The sequence below is a fragment of the Mesorhizobium sp. P2_C5_2 genome, from assembly GCF_056404535.1.
The window spans coordinates 192,231-208,067 of the sequence record NZ_JBFUDV010000006.1; the positions used below are offsets into that span (position 1 = coordinate 192,231).

Here is a 15,837-nt window from a genome sequence, read left to right on the forward strand (position 1 = left end):
GGCCCCGGCAGGTGACTGCCGGGGCCATGTCGCATTGCTTACTGGCCAGTGACGATCTTGGTCCAGCTGCGCGTGATCAGACGCTGCGTCTTGGGATCGTAGGGCTGGACCGTATAGAGTTTTTTCAAGGTCTCGGCGTCCGGATAGACCGCCGGATCATCCAGCAGCGCCTTGTCGACGAACTGCTGCGAAGCCTTGTTGCCGTTGGCGTACAGCACATAGTTGGACGACTTGGCGATCACTTCCGGCTTCATCATGTAGTTGAGGAATTCGAGTGCCTCGGCGACATGCGGCGCATCGGCGGGGATCGCCATCTGGTCGAACCACATCTGCGCGCCTTCCTTGGGTACGGAATAGCCGATCTCGACCCCTTGCTTGGCCTCCACGGCGCGGTTGCGCGCCTGGAAGACGTCACCCGACCAGCCGACCGCCAGGCAGATATCGCCATTGGCGAGCGCGTTGATGTATTCGGACGAATGGAATTTGCGGATATATGGCCGCACCTTCAGCAAGGTTTCCTCGGCCTTGGCGATGTCGTCGGGCGAGGTGCTGTTGGGGTCGAGGCCGAGATATTTCAGTGCCGCCGGGATGATGTCGGCCGGCGAGTCCAGCACATAGACGCCGCAGTCCTTCAACTTGGCCAGGCTGTCGGGATTGAAGAACACATCCCAGCTGTCGATCTTGTCGGTGCCGAGTGCTGCCTGCACTTTCTTGAGGTTGTAGCCGATGCCGACGGTGCCCCACATGTAGTTGACCGAATATTCATTGCCCGGATCGTATTTGGCGGTCCGCTCCAGAACCGTGTCCCACATGTTGGAGATGTTCGGCAGCTTCGACTTGTCGAGCTTCTGGAACACACCGGCCTGGATCTGGCGCGCCAGGAAGTTGCCGCTGGGCACGACGACGTCATAGCCGCTGCCGCCGGCAAGCAGCTTGGTCTCGAGGATCTCGTTGGAATCGAAGGTGTCGTAGACCACCTTGATGCCGGTTTCCTTGGTGAAGTCCTCGATGATCGAGCTGTCGATATAATCCGACCAGTTGAAGACATTGACGACGCGGTCCTCGGCATGGCCACCGACGGTAAAAAGCGTCAGAAATGCCGAGGTTGCCGAAAGCCAGAGCGCTTTGCGGATCATGCTGTTCTCCTTTGATGAGTGTTCCTTCGCCAATTCGTCGCTGTCCCAGCGCGATTGGGCATTTGCTTCAGAGTATTGAGCTTTCCAGGCAGCCACAAGCGCCAACTGCCGGCGCCATGCGGGCGGTTCGACGAGCGACGGATGATGGCTCTGTGTGCCCGCCTGGCGGGTACGCCGACGCCGTCAGAGGCTTTCGCCGTGGCGCGGGCAGGGATACGACGCTGTGATCCGGTCTTGGTCCGACCGGCGGGGACACTTGGCAAGATAAGCCTGTCTTGTTGTTGCCGTGGCTCCAGCCTGCCCGCGCGGCAGCAACGTTGTCAATGGCCCACCTCGCGCTTTGGGGCGCGCGGCTCCGTCAATTAGGGCAAAGGCAGGTCAATTGGGGGAAGGCAGGCCGGTGACGCCGGGCCGCGCCGGCCGCGCCTGGCGCTTGAATTCGAGCCCGATATGGACAAGCAGCGCGGCAACCACCACCGCGCCGCCGATGATGGTGCGAACCGAGGGCACCTCGGCATGGACGAGCCAGACCCAGATCGGGCCGAGGATCGGCTCGAAGGTGCCGAGCAGTGCCGCGATGGCCGCCGGGACCAGCCGGGCGCCGGTGGCGAAGAAGGCAAGGCCAAGACCGAGATTGACGACGCCGAAGGCAAACAGGAAAGCCATGTCGTGGCTGGAAACGGCGAACTGCGTGGCTTGCGATGCGGCGAACGCCGCTGCCAGCATCGTGCCTAGGCAGGTCGCCGGCGTCATGCGGACATGGGCGAAGCGCCGGGTGATGACGGTGGCAACCGAGAACATGACGGCGATCAGCAGCGCCAGGCCGTCGCCGATAGGCGATACGGCGCCGTCGAGCGATTCCGACACCATGATGGCGACGCCGGCGATGACGGCGGCAATCGCCACCCAGGTCGCGACGGCGACGCGTTCGCGAAACAGCATCCAGGCCAGCAATGCCGCCAGCAGCGGAACGCCGGCCTGCATCAACAGGATGTTGGCGACGGTGGTGTAGGCGAGCGCGACAACGAAGCACGTCGAGGCGGTGGCGAAGCACACGGCCACGGCAAGGCCGGGCAGGCCCATATCGCGAAACAACCATAGCATGCCGCGCCAGCCGTCGCGCCAGGCCATGAAGCAGATCAGGAACGCAGCCGCCCACACCGAGCGCCAGAACACCACCGTCCAGCTGTCAGCGGTGTCGATGAAACGGGCAATGGTGCCGCCAAAACTCCACATCAGCGCCGACAGGAACACCAGCAGGAAGCCGACGCGCTCCTCGCGCGGCGAGACGATCTGCGGAACGGCGATCGGCGATGATGTCGTATCGATCATGGGGTGCGACTGTCGGCTATCTCGGGACGGCATGATGCACAAAGGACGACAGAAACGTGCCGCATTCGCCTAGCGCAAAGGCAACAGTCGGACGTGATCCAGCCAGGCATTCCCTTTGGCGCACCGCCTGCCAGCCGGCGGCATGCGAACGACCGGGAAGTCTATGACGTGGTCTTGTTGCCGCGGATGAAGCGCCAGAGACCGGCCAGCGGAACCAGCAGCAGAATGCCGAACTTCTTCAGGGCGATGAGCGCCACCGCAATGAGCCCAGCCTTTGCCGCCAGTTTTCCGGCGATGAGGCCGCCAATGCCGACAGCGGCGACCGTGTCGGTGCCGGGCAGGAAATCGGTGTATTTCTTGCCGGTGCTGAAGTCCGCCACGCCCAGCACTTCATCCAGGCTCTGCTTGATCTCCGGCAATTGTTCCACCGTGGCGATGTAGCTCATTACGAAGACGCCTTCCCGGCCGAGGAACCGGACGTCGTAATTGAGTGTGTGGACAGTGTCGTCTCCGAATTGCAGTTCCTTCGCCCAATGCAGCCGCTTGTGGACGAAATCATAGACCGGCGGCGAAGCCCAGCCGATCAGCTTGATCGGGGGAAAGCCGTCCTTCACCCGCTGATCATTGGCCGACAATGTGTCCGCCTGCATGTTGCTCAGCAGTTCGGTGTAGTCGATGGACGCGGCGTCGGCGTCATCGACATGGCCGATCTTTTCCCAGCGCAGCTCGATGCCCCAACCGTTGCCGGCGATGGGTTCATACTTGACCGGAAAGATCATGCCGAGGGCCTCGGACGCGGTATTAGGCGGGTTGCCCCAAGCCTCGGTCAGGACGGACGTCGCGTCCTTCTTGTCCAGAAAATAGAACTTGTCCTTGAGGTCGAGATGAATGCCTTCGGGAAGGTCGACCGCGCCGGTCTTCGGGTCGATCTTGTCCAGGAATGCCTTGCCGTCGTCACTATACTGTTGATAGCCCTTGAAGAATTCAGAGGATTTTTCCGCCAGAGCAGGCCCTGCCGAAAGGGCAAGCGCCACGCCAAGCCACAAAGCTTTCCTGTTCATCCTTGAATCCCCCCGGCTGACACGCAGCTTGCCCTTCGAATACCGCAGCGCCGATGCTTAATCAATATTTGGTTCGGCGATGGTTCGGGCCGCACTCTATTGATCAGCGAAATTAAGGAGCACCGACCTTGCGGGCCGGTGAGACCTGGAACGCTACTGGAAATCGAAGGCGCTCAGACCCGTCACCATCTCGTCGAGGCCGAGCGGACGGGTCACCGGCGGCTCGGCGCGCGCAAGGCAGCCGATGCGCTCGCATAACCGGCAGGCCGGACCGACCGGCGTGGCGGCGCCCTGTCCGGCCTTTGCCGACAGCCCGGCGCCATAGACGATCTCGTCGCGAAAACCGATATCGCAGCCCAACAGCAGCGCGGTACGGCGCGGACGCTCGGAGAACGAGCCCTGCGGCCCCTCGAGCGTGCGGGCGATGCAGAGGAATTCGGCGCCGTCAGGCATTTCGACCGCCTCGACCAGGATCTGGCCAGGCAGTGCGAAGGCGGCATGGACAGGCAGCTTCGGACAGCCGCCGCCAAAACGGTTCTGCGGAAAGCCCTGGCCGCCCGCCTTGCGGAAGCGGTTGCCGGCGTTGTCGACCTCGAGCATGAAGAACGGCACGCCGGACAAGCCGGGACGCTGCAGCATGGTCAGGCGGTTTGCCGCCTGTTCGAAAGAGACACCGAAACGCGAACGCAGCACATCGATGTCGTAGCGTGCCCGAACTGCGGCTGCGTGGAAGGCCTGGTAGGGCATCATCAACGCATGGGCGGCGTAGCGGCCGAGTTCGAAGCGAGCGAGCCGGCGGGCTTCATCTGTGCCGAGCTTCAACGCCTGGATTTCGCCGGCGACAGCGACCGTCATGCGGATAAGGCAGGCCTCCATGGCGACTTCGCGCAACTGGTCGAAGGGCGACAGCCGCTCCGACAGGAACAGACGCTGCGAATGGCGGTCATAGCGGCGGCGCCAGTTCGGCATGGTGGCGACCGGCAGCACCTTGACGACGATGCCGTATTCGCGCTTCAGCCACGCTTTCAGCGCGCCGAACAGATCATCGCCTGGGTCGAGCACCGAGGTGAAGGCCTCGGCCTCTTCCTCGAGTGCTGCAAAATGGTTCGGCCGGTGCTCGAAAATTTCGTGCACCTCGTCGATCGGCAGCCGTGCGCCAGAAAGTGCCGTGGCTCGGCCCTCACGCGCCAGAAGCTCGTTGAGGTCGGACAGCCGCTCGGCCTGCTCGCGATAGGCGCGAAATAGCTTTATCATCGCGGCCGACGCGTTGGGCGCCGCCTCCGCGAGCTCGATCAGCTCCTGGTCGCCAGGCAATTCACCGGCAAGCAGCGGATCGCCGAACACTTCCTTCAAGGCCGAGATCGATCCCCTCGCCTCGCCCTGCAATTCGTGCGGGTCGACCTTGTAGACCGAGGCCAGTTTCAGGATCAGTTGCACCGTCAGCGGCCGCTGGTTGCGCTCGATCAAATTGAGATAGGACGGCGAAATGCCGAGCCCCTCGGCCATCGCCGTCTGGGTCAGGCTCTTGGCGATGCGGATACGGCGGATGCGCGGCCCGGCGAAGATCTTCTGGTCGGCCATCGGCTGTCCTTGACAAGAATTTACATGACTTGTGCGCGGCTAGAGCGCATCCGGTTTTTACAATCATGACAAATTTACAGCGCTTGCCAGTCAAATACAACACAGGTTTTCTCTTATTTATGACCGGAAACGAAGGTTTTTCTCGCTCTCTTTGCGGCGCAATGTAAATGATGTCACACACCGACGACGCAAATTTCCGATGGCGCGGCGTTGCAAGGCACAAGCATCTATTGATCTGGAGTGACCAATGACTGATTTTTACAACCTCGTCCCATCCGCGCCCGAAGGCCGCTTCGACGGCATCGAACGGCCCTACTCGCCGGACGATGTGAAGCGACTGCGCGGCTCGGTCCAGATCCGCCAGAGCCTTGCCGAAATGGGCGCCAACCGGCTGTGGAAGCTCATCCATGAGGAAGACTTCGTCAACGCACTCGGCGCCATGTCCGGCAACCAGGCGATGCAGCAGGTGCGCGCCGGGCTGAAGGCGATCTATCTCTCGGGCTGGCAGGTCGCCGCGGACGCCAACACCGCGTCGGCCATGTATCCGGACCAATCGCTTTACCCCGCCAATGCGGCGCCGGAACTGGTCAAGCGGATTAACCGCACGCTTCAGCGCGCCGACCAGATCGAGACCTCGGAAGGCAACGGCCTGTCGGTCGATACCTGGTTCGCGCCGATCGTCGCCGATGCGGAAGCCGGTTTCGGCGGACCGCTCAACGCCTTCGAGATCATGAAGGCGTTCATCGAGGCGGGCGCGGCCGGCGTTCACTATGAGGACCAGCTGGCTTCGGAGAAGAAGTGCGGCCATCTCGGCGGCAAGGTGCTGATCCCGACCGCGGCGCATATCCGCAACCTCAATGCGGCGCGCCTGGCGGCCGACGTGATGGGCACGCCGACGCTGGTGGTGGCGCGCACCGACGCCGAAGCGGCAAAGCTTTTGACCTCCGACATCGACGAGCGCGACCAGCCCTTCGTCGACTATGATGCCGGCCGCACGGTGGAAGGTTTCTACCAGGTCAGAAACGGCATCGAGCCGTGCATCGCGCGCGCCGTTGCCTACGCACCGCACGCCGACCTGATCTGGTGCGAGACCTCGAAGCCCGATCTGGCGCAGGCCAAGAAGTTCGCCGAGGGCGTGCGCAGGCATCACCCCGGCAAGCTGCTCGCCTATAATTGCTCGCCGTCGTTCAACTGGAAGAAAAATCTCGACGACGCCACGATCGCCAAGTTCCAGCGCGAACTCGGCGCCATGGGCTACAAGTTCCAGTTCATCACGCTGGCCGGTTTCCACCAGCTCAACTTCGGCATGTTCGAGTTGGCGCGCGGCTACAAGGCGCGGCAGATGGCGGCCTATTCCGAGTTGCAGGAAGCCGAGTTCGCGGCCGAAGTCCACGGCTACACCGCGACCAAGCACCAGCGCGAGGTCGGCACCGGCTATTTCGACGCTGTGTCGATGGCAATCAGCGGCGGCCAGTCCTCGACAACCGCCATGCATGAATCGACCGAGCACGCGCAGTTCAAGCCGGCAGCGGAATAACAGAAAACAACCAGAGGAAACGCCCAACAGGGCAAGGGACATAGGAGAAGAAAAATGGCATCGATAAGCCGCGTCAAGGAACGTGCAGAAGAGCAGTCCACCACGATGAGCGTCGACCAGCAGGCGACCATCCGCATGCTGGCCAACGACCTGCACAGGCTCAATCAATCGGTGATGAAGGCAGTCGAGGCGGGCGTCTCAGTGGAACTGGTGCGCTCGGCCCGGCATCATGGCGGCGACGGCAATTGGGGCGACCTGCTGATCCCGGTGATCGTCACGCAGCAGAGCCACGGATGATCTTCCCTTACGGCAGCTTTGTGCTTGCGGAACCTTCGAGCCGGGCCGTGCACTGGCTGATTTCGACGTCACCCGCGCGTTTTCAGCGCGGGTGACTTTCGCTTCTGCGCACGCACTTAACTACAGTTCGAAAACAGACCTTTGTTTTGAAGTTTAATATTTCCGACTATATTTCCCTGGGCCGCCATTTCAGCTTGACATGGCGCGCGATCTCGCGCCAATTGTGTCTCGTATTTCAACCCTGCATTGAAGCAGCGCCGAGTATCCGCCCCGCCCATGTGCCCTGTGAATCGCGATACCGACACCCCCAAACATCTGAATTCGAAAAGCAGGGACGCGAACTCCGAGATATCAACGGATTTCTCCCAAGTGCTGGTGGTCGGTAAATCGCCGATCAACCGGGTGGTGGTGTCGAAGATCGTTGAGAAGTCCGGGCTGAAGCCGATTTCCGAGTCGCCAGAGATGGCAACCAAGGCATTGCGAACCCTCATTCCAGGCGCGGTCGTTCTCGACGGCGGCGCCGACAACAAGGACTGCGATGCGCTGATGTCGGCCATCGATGCTTTGCGTCGGGCATCGGGGCGATCGCTGCCCTCGGTGATCCTGCTCTCAACCAAGACCGGCACGCCCGAAAGCCTCGGCCTATCCAGCGTCATCGATGTGGTGGTGACCAAGCCGATCACCACCGAAAGACTGCAGCCGGTGATCGACCGGCTGATCGGCCTCGGTCGCGGCTGACCGAACTCCGGCCCAACCCGCCCGAAACGCGTGCGGGGCGGTCAACCTGCCTTGTCGATGCTTTCGATCAAAGCCGGCAGTTCACCAAGATCGGCAATCGAGCGGAAGCGGGGAGCTGCGACCGGCGGCTCGACGTGCTCCAGCACCCAAGTCAGTTCGTGCGGCACGTGGACGCCCCAGCTGCCGGCCTCGATGGCCGGCACTACGTCGGACTTCAGCGAATTGCCAACCATCATGCTGTCCTGCGGGCTGCCGTGGCGGCCAAAGATCCTGGCATAGGTGGCGGCGCTCTTGTCACTGACGATCTCGACGGCATCGAACAGATCACCGAGACCGGAGGCCGCCAGCTTGCGTTCCTGGTCGAACAGATCGCCCTTGGTGATCAGCACCAGATGATAGGCGCCGGCGAGCCGTTCCACGGTCTCGCGCGCATGCGGCAGCGGCTCGACCGGATGGCCGAGCATGTCGCGTCCGGCGGCCAGGATTTCGGCGATGGTCGAGGCCGGCACATGGCCCTCGGTCACCTCGATCGCCGTCTCGATCATCGACAAGGTAAATCCCTTGATGCCGAAGCCATAGACGGCAAGGTTGCGCTTTTCGGCTTCGAGCAGCCGCGCCGAAATATGCTCGGCTTCGCCATGATCGGCGAGCAGTGCCGCAAAGCGCTTCTCGGTCAGGCGGAAGAACTGTTCGTTCTGCCACAGCGTGTCGTCGGCGTCGAAGCCGATAGTGGTCAGATGTTTGCGAGGCTGCATGGTCGACTGCCCGTTTGCGTGAATGTCGTGATGTAGACGTTGTCGCCGGGCACTGCTAGCTAAGGCAAGGGTTGTGGGTGGGCAATATGACGGAACCGAGCATCTGGAAGGATAGGCTGGAGCGGATTCTGGCGTCCTTGCAAGGTCATAATCCGACCGAGCTCATCAATGCCATCCGAGATCTCGGTATCGCAATGGGGCACGAAGCCGGCGAAGCGTTGCTTGACGCCCACCCGGAACTCTTCTTGCACCGGCCGGCGCTCACCGCCGCATTCGGCAAGATGGTGCAGGCGCAGGACACCGCCGAGATCAGGCAGATGCTGGATCAGGATCTGGATGGTCCGGCATCGTTCGGACGGATCGCGGCGGGGAAAACAAGCATAGGCGTGCTGTCATCAAAGGATGCCTATAACCGCCTCGACGAAGTCTTCGATCATGTCGATTTCGATAATTGCCGCCGCGCTGTCATGGTCGGCTGCGGCGGCCGACCGTTCACCATGTTCCGTATTCACGACCAGACAGAGGTCCCTGAGATCATCGGCCTCGACATCGTTCCCCAAGCCGTCGAAACGGCAAACAGGCTCGCGGCCAAGCTCGGCTATACGCGCATGCGGGCCGAGTTTTGCGACGGGTGCGATTATGATTACAGCGACGCTCAGGTTGTCTATGTCGCGAGCATGGTTTCGCCCAAGGCAGCTGTCGTGTCTCGTATCGCCGATACCGCGCCCGAGACTGTGCAGATCGTTTTGTGGGAGCCTGTTTCGCTAGGCAGGCTTTGGGCTGAAAATGCGGAACGCACACTTGACCCGCGGCTGGAGGTCACTGGTCGCACAAGCATCTCGCGGAACATGACGAGAGACGTGTTCGTCGCCCGACGAGGCGGTTCATCTCCGACCCGGCAGCTGGGCTGATCGTGCCGACTCTTAGAACGAGCGATCGAGTGATCCTCGCCCTGGCGCGGGCATGGTGCGTGGTTCGCCATCCCATGATTTGCAAACGCACATTCGACCATAGCGGTGTGCTGCCGGATCCGGCGAGACCGGCTTCCTATGCGGACAAGTTCTTGTGGCGAAAGCTTTTCGACCACAATCCGTTTTTCACGACGGCTTGCGACAAGCTCGCCTCGAAAACCTACGCTTTGTCCACCTGCCCCGAACTCAAGACTGCCGAGGTCCTGTGGTCGGGGGACAACGCAACAAAGATTCCGGCGACGTTGCTTGCCGGCAATGTCGTGGTGAAGGCCAACCACGGCTGCCGCTGGAACACGATGATCCGCAATGGCGTTGTGGACAGAGCCAGGCTGCGCCGGCGTACAGCTCGCTGGATGCGCTGTCGCTACGGCAGGAAATTCGGCGAATGGGGCTACAGAGACGCCACCAGGCGCATCCTTGTGGAGGAGATGCTGATCGAGAACGGTGAGCCGATCCGCCTGGAATACAAGTTCCACGTCTCCAGCGGGATGACGGCCTATGTCTACGCGGCACGTCGCGACGAGCTCGGCAACGAACAAAAATGCCATTTCGACCGTGACGGTAACTATGCGCCGCCGCCGCCAGGAAGCGGCCCCCAATGGGTGAAGATTGACCTGCCCGCATCCTTCCCGCGCATGCGTGAAATCGCGGAGAAACTGACGGCGCCGTTCGATCACATGCGCTGCGACTTCTACGACCTCAACGGCGTCATCTTCTTTTCGGAATTCTCGGTCTATCCGCTGTCCGGCAAAGGCATCATCAACACCAGGCTCAGAGATTTGTGCAGCGACAGTTGGGATTTGCGCCAATCCTGGTTTCTGACCGCACCGCAGACCGGATGGCGCAGGCTCTATGCCGGCGCTTTACGTCGATGGCTGGATGCGAACGCGCTGCCCGGAAAACCCGTCTAGCCGAAGTCCGTCCCGTTGCCGCCACAAGCTATCGGACGGGCTCCCCTTCCCTTCCATCACCCGCAACGGCTATACTCCGAAATCCGCAACCCAATCTGGTGAATGATGCCGCCTGCGAAAAAGGAAGTCCGTCCGTCGAACCGCGGAGGACGCGTCCGCACGCCTGCCTTCGTGAAAAATCAACGCGGCGTGAAGAACTGGAAGGAAGTCAGCGCCTGGCTGGAATGGCGCGGCATCGAAGACATAGAATGCATCACACCCGACCAGGCGGGTGTTGCGCGCGGCAAGATGATGCCGTCGAAGAAATTCACCTCCAACACCTCGCTGGCGCTGCCTTCGGCGGTGTTCATGACGACGATTTCGGGCGGCTATCCCGAGGATGGCAACGGTTTCCACTATCCGGAGGATGATGGCGATCTGAAGCTGATGCCGGATCTGTCGACCCTGACGGTGGTACCGTGGGAAGAAGACCCGACGGCAGCTGTCATCTGCGACCTCGTCCACCAGGACGGCCGCTCGGTCGAGTTTACGCCGCGCAATGTGCTGAAGCGCGTGCTGGCTGCCTATGACAAGCGTGGGCTGAAGCCGGTGGTGGCGCCTGAGATCGAATTCTACCTGGTGCGCAAGAACCCCGATCCGGATTATCCGCTGACCCCGCCTGTCGGGCGTTCGGGGCGGGCGATCGGCGGCGGCGCCGGCTATTCGATCGCCGGCGTCAACGAGTTCGACGAGCTGATCGACGACATCTATCATTTCTCCGAAAGCCAAGGCCTGGAGATCGACACGCTGATCCACGAGGAGGGTGCCGGCCAGCTCGAGATCAATTTGCGCCACGGCGATCCGATCGAGCTCGCCGACCAGGTGTTCATGTTCAAGCGCACCATCCGCGAGGCAGCGCTCAAGCACGAAATCTATGCCACCTTCATGGCCAAGCCGATCCAGGGCCAGCCGGGTTCTGCCATGCATATCCACCAGTCGATCATCGACAAGAAGACCGGCCAGAACATCTTTTCGGCGCAGGACGGCTCGGAAACCGACGACTTCTTCCATTTCATCGGCGGCATGCAGAAGCATGTGCCGAATGCGCTGGTGATGTTTGCGCCCTACGTCAATTCCTACCGCCGGCTGACGCAGTCGGCCTCGGCGCCGGTCAACAACAAATGGGGCTATGACAACCGCACCACGGCGTTCCGCGTGCCGCGTTCGGACCCGGCGGCGCGGCGTGTCGAAAACCGCATCCCGTCTTCCGACGCCAATCCCTATCTGGCGCTGGCGGCGTCGCTTGCTTGCGGGCTGATCGGCATGACCAACAAGATCAAGGCCGAGCCTCCGGTGCTCACCACCGCCAACGCAGACGAGATCGACCTGCCACGCGGGCTGCTCGAGGCCGTCGACCTGTTCGAAGGCGACGAGGAATTGTGCGCCCTTCTGGGCAAGTCCTTCGCCGCGACTTACGCGGCGATCAAGCGGGCGGAGTTCGAGACCTTCATGGAAGTGATCAGCCCGTGGGAGCGGGAGTATTTGTTGCTCAACGTGTGAGCGGCGGCCTCGTCGCGTCAATGGTGAACGGTGAATGGGTGAGTAGCTTCATATTGGATGGATGAGCGCAGACGACGCGCGTCTCGCAGCCATTCACCGTTCACTATCCACCATTGACTGGCGTTCCCATGTCTTACCAATCCCCAATTTCCCCCGGCCGTTCCTGGTACGAAGACACGGCCGGACCACGCCCGGAATACCCCGCCCTTGATGGCGACAGGACATGCGACGTCGTCGTCATCGGCGGCGGCTTTACCGGGCTGTCGGCTGCGACGCACCTTGCCAAGGCGGGGACGAACGTCGTTCTGATAGAAGCCTATCGCTTCGGCGACGGCGCCTCCGGGCGCAATGGCGGCCAGCTTGGCACCGGCCAGCGCGCCTGGGCCGAGGAGATGGAGGCCGAATACGGGCTTTCCCGCGCCAAGGCGCTGTTCGACCTTGCCGAAGAGGCGAAAGCGCATCTGCTGGAATTCGCCGCCGTCAACCAGATCGACATCGACTATATGCCCGGTCAATTGTCGGTGGCGCACAAGCAGCGCTATGTCGATGACTACAAGGCGCATGCCGAGATCATGGCGGGCCGCTTCAACTATCCGCACATCGCCTTCATGGATGCCAGGGAAACGGCCCAGCGGCTCGGCTCCACACGCTACTTCGGCGGCACCCGCGACACCGGCACCGGGCACATCCATCCGATGAAGCTGGTGATCGGCATGGCAAAGGTGGCGGCCGCCGCCGGCGCCAATCTGTTCGAGCAATCGCCGTCGACCGGCATCACGTCCAGCGGCGGCGGGGTCAGGGTGACCACACCGAGAGGTACCATCATCGCGCAGAAATGCCTGATCGGCGTCAACGCCTATGGCGGCACGCTCGAGCCGGTGAGTGCCGCGCACATCATGCCGATCGGCTCCTTCATCGGCGCGACGGTGCCGCTGGGCGTCAATTCGAAAGTGCTGCCGGGCGGCGAGGCGGTCGACGATTCGCGTTTCGTCGTGCGCTATTTCCGCAAATCCAGGGACGGAAGGCTGCTGTTCGGCGGGCGCGAGGTCTATGGCGTCAACGATCCGAAGGACATTCATATCCATATCCGCCGCCAGATAGCGGAACTTTATCCGGACCTCCGGGACGTCGAGATCACCCATGGCTGGGGCGGCTATGTCGGCATCACCGTGCCGAGAAAGCCGTTTGTGCGCGAGGTGATGCCCAATGTGATCTCGGCCGGCGGCTATTCCGGCCATGGCGTCATGCTGTCGAACTTCTTCGGCAAGCTCTATGCCGAGACCGTCGCCGGCAACCGCGACCGGCTGAAGCTGATCGAGGACCTGAAAATCCCGGCCTTCCCCGGCGGCCGACGCTTCAGAACGCCATTGTTGTTCCTGGCACTCAACTGGTTTGCCCTGAGGGACCGAATATAGGGAACGTATCTCTATCGGTCCGGCTGATACCGGGCTGATTCTATTGAGATGTTGGTTGCCGCAGCGAGACGTTGCGGAATCCTTAACAAGAGCGCAGAATTCCTCCCAAGGGCGCACTGATGCCACAATCAAAGGCAAAGGATGCCGGTTCTGGGCGATTGAACGGGGATTTCTGCGGGCTTGCCCGCTTTTTGTTGGGACCGATGCCGATCGGATGCCGGACTACCGGCGCCGATCGAAAGAACACCGGCCCATCTTTTGGAGGTGGCAAGAGTGAATGAGCCCTTCAGTTTCGGCGCGCCGGAACGTCGGCGCTTTGCCATGCAATTCGGTTATGACATGCGGCCCTCCTTCTGGCAGGGGGTGCGCACGAATTCGCATCTGGTGATTGCCGCGATCGGCACCGCAGCGCTGCTTGGCGTAGCGGGTATCGCGCTTTGGCTGGCGTTGCCGGCCAACGACCGGCAAGCGAGCGCCAGCACACAGCCTCTTTCGCAGCAGAGCGTTCCAACCATCCCGGTCAAGACGACCAAGATCGCCCCGGTCACCCCTGCGGCAACAGTTGCCGCGGCAGCGGCGCCGCAAGCCGCACGCAAGGGCGATGCGGTTTCGCCGACGGTGGCTGCCGGGGCGGCCGCGATACCGGCGCTGGCGGCAAACGATCCGCGCTGGACTGCGCCGCAATCGAACAGCGACGCTGAAGTCACGCCGCCCGATCAGGCTGCGGCTGAGCAGGCAGCCGCCAAACCGGCCGATGCGGCAGCTTACGAGGAGCCGTCGGCACAGAGCGATGCCACGACGCAGCTGTCCAAGGTTGCTGCACCAGACGCCGCTGCGAAGGACGGTCATACCGACGGCGCGGAAACCGCCGCCATCCCGACGCCAAAGCCGCAACTGCCGGACGCGCAATCTTCCGCCGCAACGGACGATACACAGGCCACGACCAAGCCACAGACGGCGGCAGCTGCTGCCGGCACCGGACGCATCCTCAGGACGGTGACTATGCGCACCGGCCCGAAGAAGAATGCCGCCGCCATGGGAACCGTGCCCGCCAAGTCATCGGTGCAGGTGGTGAGCTGCAAGAAATGGTGCCAGATCGTCTACAACGGCAAGCGCGGCTGGATTTACAAGAGCTACATCAAGACCGGTGCTTGAGACAACGTCGTCGTCGAGGCGGCCCAAGACGAAGCCGTCAAATTCTGGTCAGCCGCCGAGCAGCCATCTGAAACGGTGTCTTCTGCGAGCAAGTTTGCGCTTCGCCAGGAAATCCGAGTGCTCCTCGAACGGCACCTCATACAGGCCGCACATTTGGCAGCTTTCCGACTTGCCGCATACCGGGATCCAGCATTTGACGTCGTGCGTCCAGGCGAGCGCGATCCTTTCCAGATGAAGGTTGGACGAACTTTTCAGCAGAATTAGTTCTCCAGGGACTGCCGTCCGTTTGATATGATCCGAAACTTCCTTGGCACTGCGAAGCTCAATGAAACGGCCGCTGTCGCGGTCGGCCTGGCTGGCGCGCGAGCGATGCGCATTGTCGCCGGTGTAGATGACCTCATTGGCGATTTCGCGCGCGATGTTGTAGGCGGTGCCGTATTTCCTCGACGAGCCGGCGTAGTCGGATATCTGCCCAAGCACAATGCGCTTACGAGCGGCCTTGGCCTTTGCAATCATCTCCAGGGCAATGTTGAGTGAATGCCAGGGCGCTTTAGCCGTATCGACCAGGAATTGCGGACCTGCTGGTACCTCTTGCACCGTAGAGCGGTTGGGTAGCGGTTCAAACGATGCCGTTCTCGCTATGACTTCCTCAGGCGGGACGCCAAGTTCCAAGGCGGTGGCCACAGCCGCTGCAGTCGGCAGCCAGAATTGCTCGCCGGGAAAAGGCGCTTGAATATTCAGGCTGCCACCGCGCCAACGGAGGGTGAACCGCAGCAATTCCGGATACGCGGCATACACGTCACTCACGCTGTAGTCTGCCTTTTCGGATTGGCCAAAGGTCGCAATCCGGCACTTCGCGCCAGATGCCATACCGAGCACCAGTGGGTCATCGCAATTGAGAACCGCAAGTCCATCGGGTTGGACTGCCTCGACCAGCGCTCGCTTCTCTCCCGCCACAGCTTCCAGAGTCCTGAAGTTGCCGACGTGCTCCAGCCGGACCATCGTAACCACCGCCACGCTCGGCTTCAGCATCTGCGCCATGGCGCTGATCGTGCCGAAGTCGGAAGCGCCGGCTTCGAAAACGACGTAGTCGACTTTGCCAGTCCTCCTCAGCCGCTTGTAGAGCGTTCGAATGAGCGCAGGCATTGTGTTGGCCTGGGCCTGTAGATGCACCTTGCCTTGGGCGCTCAGTATGTGTGCAAGCAGGCTGGTGGATGTGGACTTGCCGGAGCTGCCGGTAATGCCGATGAACGTCGCCTCGTTACGCGCTCGCACCCAGCGCGCCTGCAGCCGTCGCAGCGCCCACCCCAAGTCCTTGCGATTTTTCGGGAATTCCAGTTTCACAACCCGCCAGTTCTTAGCCCAGCCTAATATGCGTCGCGCCAAGTTCCCGAGTCAAACGGGGCGCT

The 15,837-nt window shown here is 61.9% G+C and carries 14 protein-coding genes; 8 read left to right on the forward strand and 6 right to left on the reverse strand.

Features of this window, described 5'->3' with window-relative positions; genetic code table 11:
• Positions 1–38 precede the first annotated feature (38 nt).
• The 4 genes from AC1D1B_RS24575 to AC1D1B_RS24590 all read right to left on the reverse strand — a co-directional run bounded on the left by AC1D1B_RS24575 (position 39) and on the right by AC1D1B_RS24590 (position 5,110).
• Positions 39–1,136, reverse strand: a complete 1,098-nt coding sequence (locus AC1D1B_RS24575) for a polyamine ABC transporter substrate-binding protein (RefSeq protein WP_181058544.1) — start codon at positions 1,134–1,136, stop codon at positions 39–41.
• Between the two features lie 378 nt (positions 1,137–1,514).
• The gene (locus AC1D1B_RS24580) at positions 1,515–2,468 is read right to left on the reverse strand and encodes a DMT family transporter (RefSeq protein WP_477335185.1); all 954 of its coding nucleotides are present in this window, start codon (positions 2,466–2,468) and stop codon (positions 1,515–1,517) included.
• Between the two features lie 161 nt (positions 2,469–2,629).
• Positions 2,630–3,529 (reverse strand): DUF2167 domain-containing protein, encoded by a 900-nt coding sequence (locus AC1D1B_RS24585; RefSeq protein ID WP_477335187.1) that lies wholly within the window; start codon positions 3,527–3,529, stop codon positions 2,630–2,632.
• Positions 3,530–3,682: 153 nt separating this feature from the next.
• Complete coding sequence (locus AC1D1B_RS24590) at positions 3,683–5,110, reverse strand: helix-turn-helix domain-containing protein (RefSeq protein WP_477335189.1); 1,428 nt, start codon at positions 5,108–5,110, stop codon at positions 3,683–3,685.
• 247 nt (positions 5,111–5,357) lie between these two features.
• Between AC1D1B_RS24590 and aceA the strand changes: the two genes are divergently transcribed.
• The 3 genes from aceA to AC1D1B_RS24605 all read left to right on the forward strand — a co-directional run bounded on the left by aceA (position 5,358) and on the right by AC1D1B_RS24605 (position 7,682).
• The gene (aceA, locus tag AC1D1B_RS24595; protein WP_352656048.1) at positions 5,358–6,647 is read left to right on the forward strand and encodes an isocitrate lyase; all 1,290 of its coding nucleotides are present in this window, start codon (positions 5,358–5,360) and stop codon (positions 6,645–6,647) included.
• A 54-nt stretch (positions 6,648–6,701) separates the two neighbouring features.
• Complete coding sequence (locus tag AC1D1B_RS24600; RefSeq protein ID WP_006202762.1) at positions 6,702–6,944, forward strand: SMc00767 family acetate metabolism repressor; 243 nt, start codon at positions 6,702–6,704, stop codon at positions 6,942–6,944.
• A gap of 276 nt (positions 6,945–7,220) precedes the next feature.
• Complete coding sequence (locus AC1D1B_RS24605) at positions 7,221–7,682, forward strand: response regulator (RefSeq protein ID WP_477335191.1); 462 nt, start codon at positions 7,221–7,223, stop codon at positions 7,680–7,682.
• 41 nt (positions 7,683–7,723) lie between these two features.
• On the opposite strand, the gene AC1D1B_RS24610 is transcribed toward AC1D1B_RS24605, so the two are convergent.
• Positions 7,724–8,437, reverse strand: coding sequence for an HAD family hydrolase (locus AC1D1B_RS24610; RefSeq protein WP_477335193.1), 714 nt, complete (start codon positions 8,435–8,437; stop codon positions 7,724–7,726).
• 86 nt (positions 8,438–8,523) lie between these two features.
• Between AC1D1B_RS24610 and AC1D1B_RS24615 the strand changes: the two genes are divergently transcribed.
• The 5 genes from AC1D1B_RS24615 to AC1D1B_RS24635 all read left to right on the forward strand — a co-directional run bounded on the left by AC1D1B_RS24615 (position 8,524) and on the right by AC1D1B_RS24635 (position 14,428).
• A complete protein-coding gene (locus AC1D1B_RS24615; RefSeq protein WP_477335195.1) occupies positions 8,524–9,348 on the forward strand; it encodes a hypothetical protein in 825 nt (274 codons plus the stop codon).
• A gap of 152 nt (positions 9,349–9,500) precedes the next feature.
• Positions 9,501–10,319 carry an ATP-grasp fold amidoligase family protein gene (locus AC1D1B_RS24620; protein WP_477335197.1) on the forward strand — a complete coding sequence of 273 codons (819 nt, stop codon included), beginning with the start codon at positions 9,501–9,503 and terminating at the stop codon, positions 10,317–10,319.
• Between the two features lie 102 nt (positions 10,320–10,421).
• On the forward strand, positions 10,422–11,858 hold the full coding sequence (locus tag AC1D1B_RS24625; RefSeq protein ID WP_181058551.1) for a glutamine synthetase family protein: 1,437 nt from the start codon (positions 10,422–10,424) through the stop codon (positions 11,856–11,858).
• A gap of 128 nt (positions 11,859–11,986) precedes the next feature.
• The gene (locus AC1D1B_RS24630; protein ID WP_477335199.1) at positions 11,987–13,273 is read left to right on the forward strand and encodes an NAD(P)/FAD-dependent oxidoreductase; all 1,287 of its coding nucleotides are present in this window, start codon (positions 11,987–11,989) and stop codon (positions 13,271–13,273) included.
• A gap of 273 nt (positions 13,274–13,546) precedes the next feature.
• Positions 13,547–14,428, forward strand: coding sequence for an SH3 domain-containing protein (locus AC1D1B_RS24635; RefSeq protein WP_477335201.1), 882 nt, complete (start codon positions 13,547–13,549; stop codon positions 14,426–14,428).
• Positions 14,429–14,476: 48 nt separating this feature from the next.
• On the opposite strand, the gene AC1D1B_RS24640 is transcribed toward AC1D1B_RS24635, so the two are convergent.
• On the reverse strand, positions 14,477–15,772 hold the full coding sequence (locus AC1D1B_RS24640; protein WP_477335203.1) for a Mur ligase family protein: 1,296 nt from the start codon (positions 15,770–15,772) through the stop codon (positions 14,477–14,479).
• Between the last annotated feature and the right edge of the window lie 65 nt (positions 15,773–15,837).